At 51.3% G+C, this 18,292-nt stretch carries 16 protein-coding genes; 7 read left to right on the top strand and 9 right to left on the bottom strand.

Features of this window, described 5'->3' with window-relative positions; genetic code table 11:
- Window positions 1–78: 78 nt before the first annotated feature.
- The 9 genes from fadM to bolA form a co-directional block, all read right to left on the bottom strand.
- Window positions 79–477 (bottom strand): long-chain acyl-CoA thioesterase FadM, encoded by a 399-nt coding sequence (gene fadM, locus OGY33_RS02670; RefSeq protein ID WP_003021636.1) that lies wholly within the window; start codon window positions 475–477, stop codon window positions 79–81.
- A 106-nt stretch (window positions 478–583) separates the two neighbouring features.
- The gene (locus tag OGY33_RS02665; protein ID WP_191238804.1) at window positions 584–958 is read right to left on the bottom strand and encodes a helix-hairpin-helix domain-containing protein; all 375 of its coding nucleotides are present in this window, start codon (window positions 956–958) and stop codon (window positions 584–586) included.
- A gap of 146 nt (window positions 959–1,104) precedes the next feature.
- On the bottom strand, window positions 1,105–2,979 hold the full coding sequence (gene ppiD / locus OGY33_RS02660; protein WP_100272837.1) for a peptidylprolyl isomerase: 1,875 nt from the start codon (window positions 2,977–2,979) through the stop codon (window positions 1,105–1,107).
- Window positions 2,980–3,247: 268 nt separating this feature from the next.
- On the bottom strand, window positions 3,248–3,538 hold the full coding sequence (hupB, locus tag OGY33_RS02655) for a nucleoid-associated protein HU-beta (protein WP_219352570.1): 291 nt from the start codon (window positions 3,536–3,538) through the stop codon (window positions 3,248–3,250).
- Window positions 3,539–3,728: 190 nt separating this feature from the next.
- Entirely contained in the window at window positions 3,729–6,083 is a 2,355-nt protein-coding gene (gene lon / locus OGY33_RS02650) for an endopeptidase La (protein WP_003831014.1), read from the bottom strand.
- A gap of 184 nt (window positions 6,084–6,267) precedes the next feature.
- Window positions 6,268–7,542 (bottom strand): ATP-dependent protease ATP-binding subunit ClpX, encoded by a 1,275-nt coding sequence (clpX, locus tag OGY33_RS02645; RefSeq protein WP_003831013.1) that lies wholly within the window; start codon window positions 7,540–7,542, stop codon window positions 6,268–6,270.
- Window positions 7,543–7,668: 126 nt separating this feature from the next.
- Window positions 7,669–8,292 carry an ATP-dependent Clp endopeptidase proteolytic subunit ClpP gene (gene clpP, locus OGY33_RS02640; RefSeq protein WP_003021624.1) on the bottom strand — a complete coding sequence of 208 codons (624 nt, stop codon included), beginning with the start codon at window positions 8,290–8,292 and terminating at the stop codon, window positions 7,669–7,671.
- A gap of 247 nt (window positions 8,293–8,539) precedes the next feature.
- Window positions 8,540–9,838: a trigger factor gene (gene tig / locus OGY33_RS02635; RefSeq protein WP_003021622.1), complete on the bottom strand. Its 1,299-nt coding sequence runs from the start codon at window positions 9,836–9,838 to the stop codon at window positions 8,540–8,542.
- A gap of 344 nt (window positions 9,839–10,182) precedes the next feature.
- The gene (gene bolA / locus OGY33_RS02630) at window positions 10,183–10,500 is read right to left on the bottom strand and encodes a transcriptional regulator BolA (RefSeq protein ID WP_003021619.1); all 318 of its coding nucleotides are present in this window, start codon (window positions 10,498–10,500) and stop codon (window positions 10,183–10,185) included.
- A gap of 306 nt (window positions 10,501–10,806) precedes the next feature.
- On the opposite strand from bolA, the gene OGY33_RS02625 reads away from it, so the two are divergent.
- The 7 genes from OGY33_RS02625 to cyoE all read left to right on the top strand — a co-directional run bounded on the left by OGY33_RS02625 (window position 10,807) and on the right by cyoE (window position 18,283).
- On the top strand, window positions 10,807–11,385 hold the full coding sequence (locus OGY33_RS02625) for a lipoprotein (protein WP_016152050.1): 579 nt from the start codon (window positions 10,807–10,809) through the stop codon (window positions 11,383–11,385).
- A 44-nt stretch (window positions 11,386–11,429) separates the two neighbouring features.
- Window positions 11,430–12,905: a muropeptide MFS transporter AmpG gene (gene ampG / locus OGY33_RS02620; protein ID WP_048214791.1), complete on the top strand. Its 1,476-nt coding sequence runs from the start codon at window positions 11,430–11,432 to the stop codon at window positions 12,903–12,905.
- Window positions 12,906–13,489: 584 nt separating this feature from the next.
- A complete protein-coding gene (gene cyoA / locus OGY33_RS02615) occupies window positions 13,490–14,437 on the top strand; it encodes a cytochrome o ubiquinol oxidase subunit II (protein ID WP_191238806.1) in 948 nt (315 codons plus the stop codon).
- A gap of 19 nt (window positions 14,438–14,456) precedes the next feature.
- Complete coding sequence (cyoB, locus tag OGY33_RS02610) at window positions 14,457–16,448, top strand: cytochrome o ubiquinol oxidase subunit I (RefSeq protein WP_003831008.1); 1,992 nt, start codon at window positions 14,457–14,459, stop codon at window positions 16,446–16,448.
- Window positions 16,438–17,052 (top strand): cytochrome o ubiquinol oxidase subunit III, encoded by a 615-nt coding sequence (locus OGY33_RS02605; RefSeq protein WP_003831007.1) that lies wholly within the window; start codon window positions 16,438–16,440, stop codon window positions 17,050–17,052. Before cyoB ends, OGY33_RS02605 begins: the two co-directional genes overlap by 11 nt.
- Entirely contained in the window at window positions 17,052–17,381 is a 330-nt protein-coding gene (locus OGY33_RS02600) for a cytochrome o ubiquinol oxidase subunit IV (protein WP_003831006.1), read from the top strand. The genes OGY33_RS02605 and OGY33_RS02600 overlap by 1 nt, the downstream gene beginning before the upstream one ends.
- Window positions 17,382–17,392: 11 nt before the next feature.
- Window positions 17,393–18,283, top strand: coding sequence for a heme o synthase (gene cyoE / locus OGY33_RS02595; protein ID WP_003831005.1), 891 nt, complete (start codon window positions 17,393–17,395; stop codon window positions 18,281–18,283).
- The last annotated feature ends 9 nt before the right edge of the window (window positions 18,284–18,292 follow it).

The following is an 18,292-nucleotide window of genomic DNA, read 5'->3' as shown; positions in this document are numbered from 1 at the left end:
TCCGGCCTACTTGCAGTTGCAGCAACTCTTGTAGGCCGGATAAGACGCTTGAGCATCGCCTTCCGGCAGTCGCAGCCACTACTGCACCATCTGCTCCAGTTTTTCGCGCAACTCCCCTTCCAGCGGCAGCGCTTTTTGCGTCTTCAAATCAATGCAGACGAACGTAATCAGCGCATCAGCCACCACCTGCCCTTCCGGCTCCAGGGTAATGGTCTGATTTAACACACCACTTTTGCCATTTAACTGTTGAACCTGACTGGTGATAGTCAGCAGGTCGCTCAGCACCGCAGGACGGCGGTAGTTGATATTAATATTCACGACCACAAAAGCGATGTTGTGTGCGGTCATCCACTGAAAGCTGTCGCTGTTTTCCAGACCATCCCAGCGGGCCTCTTCCAGAAACTCCAGATAGCGGGCATTGTTAACGTGCTGATAGACATCAAGATGAAAACCACGAACTTTGATTTGTGTTTGCATAGCGCAGGAGCCTTACGTTGTTTTTATAGGAACAGACTTTAGGGTAAAGAGGTCATAACTGGTATGACCTCTACAGTCTGGCAAACTTTCAGCGCTCTGCAAGTTATTAAAGTGTTAAAACTGCCAGATTACGCTCAACCAGCGAACTACCCATGCCCGGCACCTGCTTTAAATCGTCCACCGTTTTAAACGGCCCGTACTCCTCACGATAGCTCACAATCGCCTGCGCTTTCTTTAGACCCACGCCATTCATGACTCGCGCTAAATCCTCAGCAGAAGCGCTGTTGATGCTTACCCTGGTACCTTCATCGTCGCTTGCTTTAGCGGGCTGTGTGGCTTTGCTGTGTGCCGCCCCTGAGTTTTCCGCTTTGGTTTGAGTCGCCTGGCTTTTGGCGACAGGCTCAGCCGCCAATGCGGTTTGGGCCATACCAGCGCAGGTCAATGAAAGAGTGATAAGCAGAGCTTTGATTCCATGTTTCATACTGTTTTCTCCTTGTTTGTTAACAGTGGAATCACGATAGCGAGGTGCAGAACGGCAGACAAACGGCAAATATCAGAAATGGAAAAGGCCGCGAAAGCGGCCTTTGGTAGATACAACTTTTTGCAATTTTTTGCGAACTGCCTCGGTTATTGCTGCTGTTCCAGCGCATCACCGATTTTAATTTTTGCGGCTTTACGCAGGTTGCTCATCAGCGCTTCGAAGACAATCTGCGCGTTGTTCTGAGTGATCCCCTGAACCATCGCTTTCTTCTGCGCTTCAGGCATAGAACCGGCTTTCACCTCGTCCAACGCCAACAGAACAACGTTACCCTGCATGTCGTTCGCGACGCCGTAGCTCGGTTTGTCTTTCGCCGGCAGGCTCAGACCAAAGGCAGCCTGGCTCAGCGGATCCTGACCCGTACGGCTCAGCGTTTTCGCCTCGCCAAAGCTCAGACCCGCCGCTTTCATCGCTTCATCACCTTTACCGGCTTTCAGATCCGCCAGCAGTTTATCGGCATCAAGCTTCGCCTGCTGCTCTGCTTTATTGTGCTTAACGAGCGCAGTTACCTGCTCTTTCACTTCAGCCAGTGGCTTCACGGCTTCAGCTTTGTGCTCTGCAATACGCAGCACGAACGCACGATCGCCGTCCACGGTGATGATATCGGAGTTACTGCCAGGCGTACCGTTCTCACCAACCAGACCACCATTGAAAATGATGTCAGCGACTGGTTTGAAATTCAGTTCTTCCGGCAGGCTGTCACGGCTAAACCAGCCCGTTTCAACCGCTTTCATACCCGCAGCCTGCTCTGCACCCGCCAGAGATTCGTTATCATTGCTGGCCGCGTCGCTGACTTTCTGCTGCAGCGCATAGTACGCATCCAGCGCTTTTTCCTGCTTCACTTTTGCCGCAATCTCGTCACGGGCTTCGCTCAGCGGTTTAACTTGCGCGGGCTGTACGTCGTCAAGACGTGCAACGAGGAAACCAACGGAAGACTTAATTACGCCAGATAGTTGGCCTTTTTCTTTCAGACCAGCATTTTTCAGCTCATCCGGGGTGGTGGAATCTTCCAGCCATCCCATATCGCCGCCTTTACGGGCAGAGATGATATCGGCAGATTTTTCTTTCGCCAGCGCAGCAAAATCACCGCCTTTGTTCAGCTCGTCCAGTACAGCTTTGGCTTCATCTTCCGTTTTGGTCTGAATGATGCTGTAGCGGTTACGCTGCGGCTGAGTGAACTGATCCTGATGCTGGTCATAGTAAGACTGAATATCAGCATCGCTGGCCGTCTCCTGCATAGCAGCAGCGTCCAGCTTGATGTAGCTCACGCGGAACTGTTCCGGCGTCATAAAGTTGTTTTTATTCTGCTCGTAGTAGCTGGCAACTTCCTGCTCGGTAACAGACTGCTTCGCGGCCAGTGCGTTAACGTCAATCGTCGCCTCGCGCACGATACGCTGCTGCGCGACCAGCGCCGCCAGTTCGTCCGTTTCACCTTTCAGCATGAAGTCCGTACCGGCAACACCGTTAATCAGCTGCTGTGTCGTAAGCTGATTACGTAATGCCTGAGCGTACTGGTCTGCAGTCATTCCCATTTGATTGATAATCGCGTTGTAGCGGTTGTTATCAAACTTGCCGTCCACCTGGAACGCAGGCGTGGCGAAAATGGCCTGTTTAACCTGATCGTCGCTGATGTTGAGCTTAAGCTCGCGGGAATACTGATCCAGCAGTGCTTCGTCAACAAGACGATTCAGCACCTGCTGACGCAGCGTTTTCATATAACCTTCGTTCGCGGCCAGCTCGGAGTATTGATCACCCAGCTGTTGCTGCATGCGGTTACGTTCGCTGTTGAACGCATTCTCGAACTGCCCGCGGCTGATCTCCTGGCCATTCACTTTGGCGGCGAAGTTATTGCCTCCGCCAATCAGGTAACCACTCACGCCGGTCAAAATGAACGACACGATAATGATACCGAAAATAATCTTGAGCACGAGACTGTTAGCAGCCGTGCGTAAGCTGTCCATCATGGTGTAACCACACTCCGCTGTAGATGACTATACGCGTTATCCTCTCTGCTGCCCCCGCGTTGATGACAACAACGGCAACAAGGATTTTGAGTATATATGCTTCACGCAGCATAGCGTTTCCTGAACGCTGCGCACAAAGGTCTATTGTGACAAGAAACAGGGGCAATTGTCAGCCCACAACGCGTAGAAAGTACCGGAATTACAAATAAAAAAGGCACATCAGTCGATGCGCCCTTGTACTTCGTCACATCCCCAAAGGGGAAATCACTTAGTTTACCGCGTCTTTCAGTGCTTTACCTGCACGGAAGCCCGGTACTTTAGCCGCGGCGATGGTGATCTCTTTACCTGTTTGCGGGTTGCGACCAGTACGGGCAGCACGCTCTTTAACGGCAAAAGTACCAAAACCTACCAGCGCTACGTCATCACCTTCTTTCAGAGATTCGGTAACAGAAGCAATAATTGCATCTAACGCACGTCCAGCCGCAGCTTTAGAGATATCAGCCCCTGCAGCAATTTTGTCGATCAGTTGAGATTTATTCACTCTTCTCTTCCTCTTTATAATTTATATCGCACCTGAATCCTTCAAAGTGCGACCGCGCAGCAGTTATATCAGGCCTGCCATGCCCTTACAACACCCGTTAATGATGGCAAGCCTAATCCGTTATCTAAATTAGCTATACAAAAAAAGGCTGGCAAGCCCGAAATGGCCTGCCAGCCCTGTTTTTATTAATGCTCTTTGCGCGAGGTCACTATTTTGCCGTCACAACCTGCATTCCAGAGGGTTCATTTTGCAACGCAAGAGTCAGAACTTCCTCAATACGTTTCACCGGGTGAATATTAAGATCGGCAATTACGTTGTCCGGAATCTCTTCCAGGTCACGTTTGTTCTCATCGGGAATTAAGACCGTCTTAATGCCGCCACGGTGTGCCGCCAGCAGTTTTTCTTTCAAACCACCGATAGGCAGAACCTGACCACGCAGGGTGATCTCACCCGTCATCGCCACGTCGGCGCGAACTGGGTTACCGGTAAGACAAGACACCAGCGCAGTACACATAGCAATACCCGCACTTGGACCGTCTTTCGGCGTAGCCCCTTCAGGTACGTGAACGTGGATGTCGCGTTTTTCGTAAAAGTCCGGGTTAATACCCAGTTTTTCCGCACGCGCGCGCACCACGGTCAGCGCAGCCTGAATCGACTCCTGCATGACTTCACCCAGAGAACCGGTGTAGGTCAACTTACCTTTACCCGGTACGCAGGCGGTTTCGATAGTCAGCAGATCACCGCCAACTTCCGTCCACGCCAGCCCCGTCACCTGACCAACGCGGTTTTCGTTGTCCGCGCGGCCATAGTCAAAGCGCTGTACACCCAGATAGTCGTGCAGGTTGTCGCCATTGATCTCAATATGTTTCAGCGATTTATCCAGCAGCAGCTGTTTCACCGCTTTACGGCACAGTTTAGAGATTTCACGTTCCAGACTACGTACGCCTGCTTCACGGGTGTAGTAACGAATAATGCCCACAATGGCGCTATCGTCGACCGTCAGCTCACCTTTTTTCAGCGCATTACGCTCAATCTGTTTCGGCAACAAGTGACGTTTGGCAATGTTCAGCTTTTCGTCTTCGGTATAACCGGACAGACGGATCACTTCCATACGATCCAGCAACGGTGCCGGAATATTCATGGAGTTAGAGGTCGCAACAAACATTACGTCGCTGAGATCGTAGTCCACTTCCAGGTAGTGATCGCTGAACGCCACGTTCTGCTCTGGATCCAGCACCTCAAGCAGTGCGGAAGCCGGATCGCCACGCATGTCGGAAGACATTTTGTCGATCTCATCAAGCAGGAACAGCGGGTTTTTAACGCCCACTTTGGCCATTTTCTGGATCAGTTTACCCGGCATAGAACCGATATAGGTCCGGCGGTGACCACGAATTTCGGCTTCATCACGCACGCCGCCCAGCGCCATACGGATGTATTTACGCCCAGTTGCCTTCGCGATGGACTGCCCCAGAGAGGTTTTACCTACCCCCGGCGGTCCAACCAGACACAGGATCGGCCCCTTGATTTTATTTACACGGCTTTGAACCGCGAGGTACTCAAGGATACGGTCTTTGACGCGCTCCAGACCATAATGGTCGGTATCGAGGATTTCCTGCGCCTGACGCAGGTCTTTTTTGACCTTGCTACGCGCATTCCACGGCACCTGTACCATCCAGTCGATGTAGCCACGCACCACGGTCGCTTCCGCCGACATAGGAGACATCATTTTCAGCTTCTGCAGTTCTGCTTCCGCTTTCTCTTTTGCCTCTTTCGGCATTTTCGCCGCGTCGATTTTACGCTTCAACGCTTCGTTTTCGTCCGGTGCATCGTCCATCTCACCGAGTTCTTTCTGAATAGCTTTCATCTGCTCGTTCAGATAGTACTCGCGCTGAGATTTTTCCATCTGCTTTTTCACACGGTTGCGAATGCGTTTCTCAACCTGCAGCAGATCGATTTCAGATTCCATCATCGCCATCAGATATTCCAGACGTTCGTTAACGTCGGACATCTCCAGCACGGACTGCTTGTCAGCCAGCTTCAGCGGCATGTGTGCAGCGATGGTATCCGCCAGACGTGCAGGATCGTCAATGCTGTTCAGCGACGTCAGCACTTCTGGTGGGATTTTCTTGTTCAGCTTGATATAGCCTTCGAACTGGCTGATAGCGGTACGCACCAGCACTTCCTGTTCGCGCTCATCAATAGCAGGCGAGTCAAGGTACTCTGCTTTCGCAGAGAAATGCTCGCCGTTGTCAGACAGCGCAGAAATACGCGCACGCTGTAACCCCTCGACCAGCACTTTTACGGTGCCGTCAGGCAGTTTCAGCATCTGCAAAATAGAGGCCACGGTCCCGACGGTGAAAAGATCGTTTACACCCGGCTCATCCGTTGACGCTTCTTTCTGTGCGACCAGCATGATTTTTTTATCATGGTCCATAGCCGCTTCCAGACAACGGATAGATTTTTCCCGCCCTACAAATAAGGGTATGACCATGTGCGGATAAACCACCACATCGCGCAACGGCAATACGGGGATTTCAATGCGTTCAGAACGCTCAGGATTCATAGAGCTCTCTCTTAGTTTAGTTTCCGCCAGGTAATCAGATGGTACGACTGTGCTTCACACCACCTTTAACATGTATGTCAGTATATGGGGATGTTTCCCACACATTCAACGCCATGTTTACGGAAAAATAAAAGGGGAGATAAAATCCCCCCTTTTTAATTAAATGTCTGTATGAATTGATGAATTATTCGCCAGATGCCTGCTGCGCTTCCGGCTTACCGTAAATCAGCAATGGCTTGCTCTGACCGCCAATCACCGACTCATCGATCACCACTTTTTCGACGTCTTCCATAGAAGGCAGATCGTACATGGTGTCGAGCAGCGCAGCTTCGACGATAGAACGCAGGCCACGAGCACCGGTTTTACGCGCCATCGCTTTCTTGGCGATAGCATCCAGCGCTTCTTCACGGAATTCCAGATCGACACCTTCAAGATTGAACAGCGCCTGGTACTGCTTGGTCAGGGCATTTTTCGGCTCTTTGAGGATCTGGATCAACGCTTCTTCGCTCAGCTCGCTCAGCGTTGCCACAACCGGCAGACGACCGATGAACTCAGGGATCAGACCAAATTTGATCAGATCTTCCGGTTCGACCTGCGACAGCAGTTCACCTTCGCTGGCTTTATCAGACTGTGCTTTTACCGTTGCGCCAAAACCAATGCCGGAGCCGGTTTCAACACGGTTAGCAATGACTTTATCCAGACCGGCAAATGCACCACCGCAGATAAACAGGATCTTGGAGGTATCAACCTGCAGGAATTCCTGCTGAGGATGTTTACGACCACCCTGTGGCGGAACGGCAGCAACCGTCCCTTCGATCAGTTTCAACAGCGCCTGCTGTACGCCTTCGCCGGAAACGTCACGGGTAATAGATGGGTTATCAGACTTACGAGAAATCTTGTCGATCTCATCGATATAGACGATCCCACGCTGTGCTTTCTGCACGTCGTAATCGCACTTCTGCAACAGCTTCTGAATAATATTTTCAACATCTTCACCCACATAACCGGCTTCGGTCAGCGTGGTGGCATCAGCCATGGTGAACGGAACGTCCAGCAGGCGCGCCAGCGTTTCAGCCAGCAGCGTTTTACCGGAACCCGTCGGGCCAATCAGCAGGATGTTACTTTTGCCCAACTCGACGCCATTGCTGGTGTCGCCGTTGCGCAGACGTTTGTAATGGTTGTATACCGCGACCGCCAGCACTTTCTTCGCCTGCTCCTGACCGATAACGTAATCGTCCAGGTGGTTGCGAATTTCATGTGGCGTCGGCAGCGCACTGCGTTCACGGTGCGGTGCTACTTCCTTAATCTCTTCGCGAATGATGTCGTTGCATAAATCAACACATTCGTCGCAGATATACACGGATGGACCGGCAATCAGCTTACGCACTTCATGCTGGCTTTTGCCGCAAAAAGAGCAGTACAACAATTTGCCCGAGCCATCTTTGCGTTTATCTGTCATGGGTCAAAACCTCTTCTTTGTTCTTTGTGCCGCACACGACGACGCAAATGCCATTCTCAGGCGCAAGACGCTAGTCAGCGTTGTGCCGCTCCAGGTAATTATAGCGGCACACCTGCGCACTGGGCATTAATTACGATGGGTCAAAATCGAGTCGACCAGACCGTACTCTACCGCTTCAGAAGCGGAGAGGAAGCGATCGCGCTCGGTATCACGTTCAATCTGCTCAAGAGATTGACCCGTATGATGCGCCATAAGTTCGTTCATGCGCCCTTTTACCTTCAGGATTTCACGGGCATGAATTTCAATATCCGTTGCCTGGCCCTGGTAACCGCCCAGAGGCTGGTGGATCATGACGCGAGAGTTAGGCAGGCAAAAACGTTTGCCTTTCGCCCCGGCGGTCAGCAGGAACGCACCCATTGAGGCCGCCTGGCCCATACAAATGGTGCTGACGTCCGGCTTAATAAACTGCATGGTGTCATAGATAGACATCCCGGCAGTGATCACTCCACCAGGGGAGTTGATGTACAGGTAGATATCTTTTTCTGGGTTTTCTGCTTCCAGGAACAGCATCTGCGCCACGATCAGGTTAGCCATATGGTCTTCGACCTGGCCGGTCAGAAAAATGACGCGTTCCTTAAGTAGACGAGAATAGATATCAAAAGAGCGCTCACCACGTGAGGTCTGTTCAATGACCATCGGCACCAGCGCCATATGGGGTGCAAAGTTATCTCGTTCGCCGCTGTATGACATTTCCGTCTCCTGGATAAAATTTGAAAAAACCTGCTGTGCTGATTGTAACCTTATGGACGGATTATCAGCTAGTCCCTCAGTAATGGGTACGACATCGCCATAATTCAAGCATAACAATCTTTTGTTGTAACGCTAACACTGAAACGCTGTTTTCGCACTCTTCCCATGCAAAATGCGTGACAAAAAAAAACCCGCCACCAAAAGGTGACGGGCTTGCGTACGAAATTCGAGCTAAAAAAGCGACGAATTACGCCTGCTGGTTCATCAGTTCGTTGAAGGAAGTGGCTTTTTCAGTCACTTTCGCTTTCGCCAGAACGGCTTCAACAGCCTGCTCTTCCAGAGCGACGTTACGCATGTTGTCCATCAGCTCTTTGTTTTTGCTGTAGAACTCAACAACTTCTTTCGGATCTTCGTAAGCAGAAGCCATCTCTTCGATCAGGCCTTTAACGCGATCTTCGTCAGCTTTCAGTTCGTTGGTACGAATCACTTCGCCCAGCAGCAGACCAACAACTACGCGACGCTTAGCCTGTTCTTCGAACAGTTCACGCGGCAGTTCCAGAGCTTGTTTCTCGTTGCCGCCGAAACGCTGTGCAGCCTGACGACGCAGAACGTCGATTTCGCTGTCGATCAGAGCAGCCGGAACGTCGATGTCGTTAGCTTTTACCAGGCCTTCGATCGCCTGAGACTTAACGCGGTTACGCACAGCGCCTTTCAGCTCGCGTTCCATGTTTTTACGGACTTCAGCGCGCAGACCTGCTACGGAACCATCTTCAACGCCGAAACGTTTGATGAATTCTTCAGTCAGTTCTGGCAGTTCGCGTTCTTCAACTTTCTTCAGGTTGATAACGAACTTCGCAGCTTTACCTTTCAGGTTTTCAGCGTGGTACTCTTCCGGGAAGGTCACGTCGATAGTGAACTCTTCGCCAGCTTTGTGGCCTTTAACGCCTTCTTCAAAGCCCGGGATCATACGACCCTGGCCCATCGCCAGTACGAAGTCAGACGCTTTGCCGCCTTCGAACTCTTCGCCGTCTACAGAACCGGTGAAGTCGATGGTTACACGGTCTTCTGCATCAGCAGCGCCGTCTTTGTCTTTCCAGGTAGCCTGCTGCTTGCGCAGGGTGTCCAGCATTACGTCAACGTCAGCGTCGGTAACTTCAACAACCGGTTTTTCAACTTCGATTGCTTCCAGGCCAGTCAGCTCAACTTCCGGGTAAACTTCAAACTCTACCGCGTAAGTAAAATCTTCACCCAGTTTGTATTCGCCCGGAACGTAGTTCGGTGCGCCAGCCGGATTGATTTTTTCTTTGATGATCGCGTCAACGAAGTTGCGGCTCATCAGGTCACCCAGAACGTCCTGGCGAACAGACGCGCCATAACGCTGAGCAACAACATTCATCGGTACTTTTCCTTTGCGGAAACCGTCAATACGCACTTTCTTCGCTACGTTGACCAGCTCGCTTTTCACAGCGGTCTCGATGCTGTCAGCAGCGATAGTAATCGTTACACGGCGGCCAAGGCCTTGAGTGGTTTCAACTGAAACTTGCATCTTGTTACCTCAAAAAATCACAGTGCTCGGTCAACTCTTCTCCGCAAGCACAGGTTGTTGGCTTCGCGGAACTGGGATGTTCTCATAAGCAATCACATTCCCTGTCGTCAGAATCATCCCGAAGACATTCCGAAAAATAAGACGCGCATTATAGCGGCATCACTTTTATGAGTCGAGAACGGTTATCGCGCGTTGCTGCGGCTTTTTTCACAATTCCCGGCTAATTTTTGTCTGAATACTGTACGACTGCCCCAGAATTCAGACAAAACAAAACGGCCCGCAGGCCGTTTTCACATAATCTGTAGCAACATACTGGAAAAGCGTCGGTTGTTGCAAATCCGTTTTTACGCGATGCTTCCCGCTCCACGACACGGAGGCGATGCAAAAATCGTATCCTGCAACGCTTCCCACTCCTTAATAGTGTAGGTATGCAGGGCAAGCGCATGAACGGTTGTGGAAAGCTCCGCCGTTAACGTGCTGTAAATCATCCGATGACGATTAAGAAAACGTTCACCTGTAAAGCGATCGCTAACCAGTACAACCTTAAAGTGGCTTTCAGAACCAGCCGGGACATTGTGACGATAGCTTTCATCCACAACTTCGAGGAACACGGGTTCGAACGCTGCCCTTAATTTTTCTTCTATTTGCTCACGAATCATCATGAAATTTTTCCTCCGACAACGCTGAGATGTCACCCATCCCTTTAAATACTAGCCGCTTTTACCGTTTTCATTACACCTTAGCAACAAAAAATTAGCGCTTGTCTGATTTTCTCATTCAAACGGATGAAGTTCACTGATTCCTCACTCCAATTTATTGCAAAAAGTCCGTTTATAGTCTCCACAAAGTCATAAAACGGACAACACAATGAATTTACATGCGTTACCCACTTCCCCTCATCGTTGGCGATGTTATGATGGCGGGAATTTTCTCTAACCATACAATTTAGATTCGCTGAGAGCCCTGGCATGTTTAAAAAAATCCTCGTCCCGTTTGTCGCGCTGTTTATGTTAGCTGGATGCGCAACACCGCCGACCACTATTGAAGTCTCCCCGAAAATTACCCTGCCACAGCAGGACCCGAGCCTGATGGGCGTGACCGTTAGCATCAACGGAGCCGACCAGCGCCAGGATCAAGCGCTGGCAAAAGTCACCCGCGACAACCAGTTGGTAACCCTGACCGCGTCCCGCGACCTGCGTTTCCTGCTGCAAGAAGTACTGGAAAAACAGATGACCGCACGCGGTTATATGATTGGACCGAACGGTGCAGTCAACCTGCAAATCATTGTTAGCCAGCTGTATGCTGACGTGTCTCAGGGTAGCGTGCGTTATAACATCGCCACCAAAGCAGACATCGCCATCATTGCTACCGCCGCCAACGGCAACAAGATGACCAAAAACTACCGCGCAAGCTATTCTGTTGAAGGTGCACTGCAAGCCTCTAACAAAAATATCGCTGATGCCGTTAACAGCGTGCTGACCGACACCATCGCTGATATGTCTCAGGACACCAGCGTTCACGATTTCATCAAGCAGAACGCTCGTTAATTTCTGCCCATATGGCCCGGCGTTCGTCGGGCCTATAGAAGCCCATGTCCAGTCAATACTTACGTATTTTTCAGCAACCACGTTCAGCTATCCTGCTCATTCTGGGGTTCGCCTCCGGTTTACCGCTCGCACTCACCTCCGGTACGCTTCAGGCGTGGATGACAGTCGAGAATATCGATCTTAAAACCATCGGTTTCTTTTCCCTGGTCGGTCAGGCCTACGTATTTAAATTTCTCTGGTCCCCGTTGATGGACCGTTACACGCCACCGTTTTTAGGTCGACGTCGCGGCTGGCTGCTGGCGACCCAGGTGCTGTTGTTAATTTCTATCGCTGCGATGGGCTTTCTGGAGCCTGGCACACAGTTACGCTGGATGGCCGCACTCGCAGTAGTGATCGCTTTTTGCTCGGCATCGCAGGATATCGTCTTTGATGCCTGGAAAACCGACGTATTGCCCGCAGAAGACCGCGGTACCGGCGCGGCTATCAGCGTGCTGGGCTATCGATTAGGGATGCTGGTTTCAGGCGGATTGGCCTTGTGGATGGCCGATCGCTGGCTGGGCTGGCAAGGGATGTACTGGCTGATGGCTGCACTGTTGATTCCCTGTATCATCGCCACTCTGTTAGCACCTGAACCAACTGACACCATTCCGGTGCCTAAAACGCTGGAACAGGCAGTTGCGGCTCCGCTGCGAGACTTCTTTGGTCGTAACAACGCATGGCTGATCCTGCTGCTTATTGTGCTGTATAAGCTCGGGGATGCTTTCGCCATGAGCCTGACCACCACCTTTTTAATCCGCGGCGTTGGGTTTGATGCGGGTGAAGTTGGCGTGGTGAATAAGACACTGGGGCTACTGGCCACCATTGTTGGCGCGCTGTACGGTGGGATCCTGATGCAGCGCCTTTCTCTGTTCCGCGCATTGCTTATTTTCGGCATCCTGCAAGGGGCGTCGAATGCGGGCTACTGGCTACTGTCCATCACTGACAAACACATGTTCAGCATGGCGGCGGCCGTCTTCTTTGAAAACCTGTGCGGCGGAATGGGCACGGCGGCGTTTGTCGCCTTATTAATGACGCTGTGCAATAAGTCCTTCTCAGCGACCCAGTTCGCCCTGCTCTCCGCGCTTTCAGCCGTTGGTCGCGTTTACGTTGGCCCGGTAGCGGGTTGGTTTGTCGAAGCACACGGCTGGCCGACGTTTTATCTGTTCTCCGTGTTTGCCGCGATCCCCGGCCTGATACTGCTGCTGGTATGTCGCCAGACCCTGGAACATAGCTGGCAAAATGAAAGCTTCATTCCTCGCACGGAATTTCGTGGAGCATACAGTCTGGCATTAATGACGCTAGTTGCGGGCTGCTGCCTGCTGCTGGTTTGGCTGCTGCTGTTAACCATGAACGCGCTGGATTACACCAACTTCTCCTTCCTGCCGGAACTGCTTGAAGTCTCAGTGGTGGTCGCTGTCTGCGGGGTCGTTTTTGGTGGATTGCTTGATTATCTGGCATTGCGCAAAACCCGTCTGGCATGATGTTGCATATTTATGCTCTAAATAATTCGAGTTACGGGAAGGCGGCGACGCAGCAAATCCCCAGGAGCTTACATAAGTAAGTGACTGGGGTGAGCGAGGAAAGCCAACACACCCGTAGCTTGAAGTATGACGAGCATATTTGGTCGTTGTAATCACCCTACGTAATTATAACGGCGAAATAAGCAACAACTGCTAAAAATAATATTTGTTATTTTGTGCGCCAAAGAATTTGGAAATTATTGACGCCTTTTATATATACTATTTTCCTTACTCGATTCAGCCACGAAAGATTTATTTTTTGTTCCTCAATTGTCCGTTTATTGATAATCAATTGTTAAGCAGTTGTTTTATTTTCGTATTGGTTATACCAATTGCCCTCAGTACGCCCCCCGCCTGCCCGCTTTCGTTATAACGTGATGTTGCAACAGGTTCTTAAAGCCAAAGCGACATATATTGCAACATATGTGACATGCACGGCAGAACCCAGTAACACAGATCTAGAGATGTTTACAGTAATGTAACCTTCCCGTAAAATGCCCTCACACTTTAAACGCCACCCGGTCCCGTGGAATTGAGGTCGTTAAATGAGACTCAGGAAATACAATAAAAGTTTGGGATGGTTGTCATTAATTGCAGGCACTACATTACTCAGTGGCTGTAATTCTGCGCTGCTTGACCCTAAAGGACAGATTGGACTGGAACAACGGTCATTGATACTGACGGCATTTGGCCTGATGTTGATTGTCGTTATTCCCGCCATCTTGATGGCTGTTGGTTTTGCCTGGAAGTATCGTGCAAGCAATAAAGATGCGAAGTACAGCCCGAACTGGTCACACTCCAATAAAGTGGAAGCTGTGGTCTGGACGGTGCCGATCTTAATCATCATTTTCCTTGCCGTTCTGACCTGGAAAACCACTCACGCTCTTGAGCCAAGCAAACCGCTGGCGCATGACGAGAAGCCCATTACCATCGAAGTGGTTTCCATGGACTGGAAATGGTTCTTCATCTATCCGGAACAGGGTATCGCTACCGTGAATGAAATCGCCTTCCCGGCGAATACTCCGGTTGAATTCAAAGTGACTTCCAACTCCGTGATGAACTCCTTCTTTATCCCGCGTCTGGGTAGCCAGATTTATGCCATGGCCGGTATGCAGACTCGACTGCATCTGATCGCCAACGAAGTCGGTACTTATGATGGTATCTCCGCAAGTTATAGCGGACCAGGCTTCTCCGGTATGAAGTTCAAGGCTATCGCAACAAAGGACCGCGCCGAATTCGACCAATGGGTTGCTAAAGCTAAACAGTCCACGAACACCATGAGCGACATGGCAGCGTTCGAGAAAGTGGCTGCGCCAAGCGAATACAACCAGGTGGAATACTTCTCCAACGTGAAACCGGATTTGTTTAAAGACGTTATTAACAAATTTATGGCTCACGGTAAGAGCATGGACATGACCCAACCCGAAGGTGAGCACAGCGCACACGAAGGAATGGAAGGCATGGACATGAGCCACGCGGAATCCGCTCACTAAGGGGCCGAGGAAGAATACGATGTTCGGAAAATTGACGCTGGATGCAGTTCCGTTCCATGAACCTATTGTCATGGTTACGATTGCTGCCATTATCATCGGTGGTGCGGCCTTACTGGGCCTTATCACTTACTTCGGTAAGTGGACCTACCTGTGGAAAGAGTGGCTGACTTCTGTTGACCACAAACGCCTTGGCATCATGTATGTCATCGTCGCAATCGTCATGTTGATTCGTGGCTTTGCCGACGCCATCATGATGCGTAGTCAGCAAGCGCTGGCTTCTGCAGGTGAAGCGGGCTTCCTGCCACCTCACCACTACGACCAGATCTTCACGGCTCACGGCGTGATTATGATCTTCTTCGTGGCAATGCCATTTGTTATCGGTCTGATGAACCTGGTGGTTCCGCTGCAGATCGGCGCACGTGACGTTGCATTCCCGTTCCTGAACAACCTGAGCTTCTGGTTCACCGTTGTCGGCGTAATCCTGGTTAACCTTTCTCTGGGCGTGGGTGAATTCGCGCAGACCGGTTGGCTGGCGTATCCGCCACTTTCGGGAATAGAGTACAGTCCAAGCGTCGGGGTCGACTATTGGATATGGGCAGTCCAGTTGTCCGGTATTGGTACAACCCTAACCGGTATCAACTTCTTTGTGACCATCATTAAGATGCGTGCACCAGGAATGACCATGTTCAAGATGCCGGTGTTTAGCTGGGCATCTCTTTGCGCGAACATCCTGATTATCGCTTCTTTCCCAATCCTGACGGTTACCGTCGCGTTGCTGACCCTGGATCGCTATCTGGGCACCCATTTCTTTACCAACGATATGGGCGGCAACATGATGATGTACATCAACCTGATTTGGGCCTGGGGCCATCCGGAAGTGTACATTCTGGTTCTGCCAGTCTTCGGTGTGTTCTCCGAAATCGCGGCAACCTTCTCACGTAAACGTCTGTTTGGTTACACCTCGCTGGTGTGGGCAACCGTGTGTATCACCGTTCTGTCGTTCGTTGTTTGGCTGCACCACTTCTTCACCATGGGTGCAGGCGCTAACGTAAACGCCTTCTTCGGTATCACCACCATGATTATCGCCATCCCGACCGGGGTGAAGATCTTCAACTGGCTGTTCACCATGTATCAGGGCCGTATCGTATTCCACTCAGCAATGCTGTGGACGATTGGCTTTATCGTCACCTTCTCAGTCGGCGGCATGACCGGTGTACTGCTGGCGGTGCCGGGTGCGGACTTCGTTCTGCACAACAGTCTGTTCCTGATTGCGCACTTCCATAACGTTATCATCGGCGGCGTTGTATTTGGATGCTTCGCTGGTATGACCTACTGGTGGCCAAAAGCGTTTGGCTTCACGCTGAACGAAACCTGGGGTAAACGCGCATTCTGGTTCTGGATCATCGGCTTCTTCGTAGCATTTATGCCACTGTACGTGCTGGGCTTCATGGGTATGACCCGTCGCCTCAGCCAGCAGATTGATCCACAGTTCCATCCGATGCTGGTCGTTGCCGCCTGCGGTGCCGCGCTGATTGCACTGGGTATCCTGTGCCAGCTGATTCAGATCTTCGTTTCTATTCGCGACCGCGAGCAGAACCGTGACCTGACCGGTGACCCATGGGGTGGTCGTACGCTGGAGTGGGCAACCTCTTCCCCGCCTCCGTTCTATAACTTTGCCGTTGTGCCGCACGTTCACGAGCGTGATGCCTTCTGGGAAATGAAAGAAAAAGGTGAAGCGTACAAGCAGCCTGCGCACTATGAAGAAATTCATATGCCGAAGAACAGCGGTGCCGGTATCGTCATTACCGCCTTCGCAACACTGTTTGGTTTCGCCATGATCTGGCATATCTGGTGGCTGGCGATTGCAAGCTTCGCAGGCATGATCATCAGCTGGATTGTGAAAAGCTTTGATGAAGACGTGGATTACTACGTGCCGGTCCCGGAAGTCGAAAAACTGGAAAACCAGCATTTCGATGAGATTACTAAGGCAGGGCTGAAAAATGGCAACTGATACTTTAACGCACGCGACTGCCCACGCGCACGAACACGGGCACCACGATGCAGGCCAGACCAAGATCTTCGGATTCTGGGTCTACCTGATGAGCGACTGCATTCTGTTCTCTATTCTGTTTGCAACCTATGCCGTTCTGGTGAACGGCACCGCAGGTGGCCCGACAGGTAAGGACATTTTTGAACTGCCGTTCGTTCTGGTTGAAACATTCCTGCTGTTATTCAGCTCCATTACTTACGGCATGGCAGCGATTGCCATGTACAAGAACAACAAGAGCCAGGTTATCTCCTGGCTGGCGTTGACCTTCTTGTTCGGTGCCGGATTCATCGGGATGGAACTCTATGAATTCCATCACCTGATTGTTAACGGTATGGGCCCGGATCGCAGCGGCTTCCTGTCTGCGTTCTTCGCGCTGGTGGGTACGCACGGTCTGCACGTCACCTCCGGTCTTATCTGGATGGCGGTGCTGATGGTGCAAGTTGCTCGTCGCGGTCTGACCAGTACTAACCGTACCCGCATCATGTGCCTGAGCCTGTTCTGGCACTTCCTGGATGTGGTGTGGATCTGTGTGTTCACTGTTGTTTATCTGATGGGGGCGATGTAATGAGTCATTCTAACGAGAGCGGCGGCGCATCCCATGGCAGCGTAAAAACCTACATGACAGGTTTTATCCTGTCGATCATCCTGACGGTCATTCCGTTCTGGATGGTGATGACAGGTTCTGCCTCACCGGCCGTCATTCTGGGAACTATTCTGGCAATGGCAGTGGTACAGATTCTGGTGCACCTGGTGTGCTTCCTGCACATGAATAGCAAATCTGATGAAGGTTGGAACATGACGGCCTTTGTCTTTACTGTGCTAATCATCGCCATCCTGGTTGTGGGCTCCATCTGGATTATGTGGAACCTTAACTACAACATGATGATGCACTAAGAGCGGCGATTATGATGTTTAAGCAATACCTGCAAGTAACGAAACCAGGCATCATCTTTGGCAACCTGATCTCGGTGATTGGGGGATTCCTGCTGGCCTCGAAAGGCAGCATTGATTATCCCCTGTTTATCTACACGCTGGTTGGGGTGTCACTGGTTGTGGCGTCGGGTTGTGTATTTAACAACTACATCGACAGGGATATCGACAGGAAGATGGAGAGGACCAAAAACCGCGTGCTGGTTAAAGGTCTGATTTCCCCTGCGGTCTCGCTGGTATACGCCACCCTGCTGGGTATTGCTGGCTTTATGCTGCTGTGGTTTGGCGCGAACCCTCTGGCCTGCTGGCTGGGGGTAATGGGCTTCGTGGTCTATGTGGGCGTTTATAGCCTGTACATGAAGCGCCATTCCGTTTATGGCACGCTGATTGGCTCACTCTCCGGCGCTGCGCCGCCGGTGATTGGCTACTGTGCCGTAACCGGTGAGTTCGATAGCGGTGCGTTGATTCTGCTGGCTATTTTCAGCCTGTGGCAGATGCCGCACTCTTACGCGATTGCGATTTTCCGCTTCAAGGATTATCAGGCTGCCAACATCCCGGTACTGCCGGTGGTGAAAGGTATTTCAGTCGCGAAGAACCATATTACGCTGTACATCGTGGCGTTTGCTATCGCCACATTGATGCTAACCCTGGGCGGCTATGCAGGTTATAAATACCTGATTGTTGCCGCGGCGGTGAGCGTCTGGTGGTTGGGCATGGCGCTGCGCGGTTATAAAGTGGAAGATGACAGAGTCTGGGCGCGCAAGCTGTTCGGCTTCTCCATCATCGCCATTACCGCGCTCAGCGTGATGATGTCCGTCGACTTTATGGTGCCAAACTCGCAGAACCTGCTGACTTACGTCTGGTAAGAATCGGCA

It is taken from the genome of Citrobacter sp. Cpo032 (assembly GCF_030332975.1).
Lineage (GTDB): Bacteria > Pseudomonadota > Gammaproteobacteria > Enterobacterales > Enterobacteriaceae > Citrobacter > Citrobacter portucalensis.
This window is presented reverse-complemented; position numbering and strand designations above follow the sequence as displayed.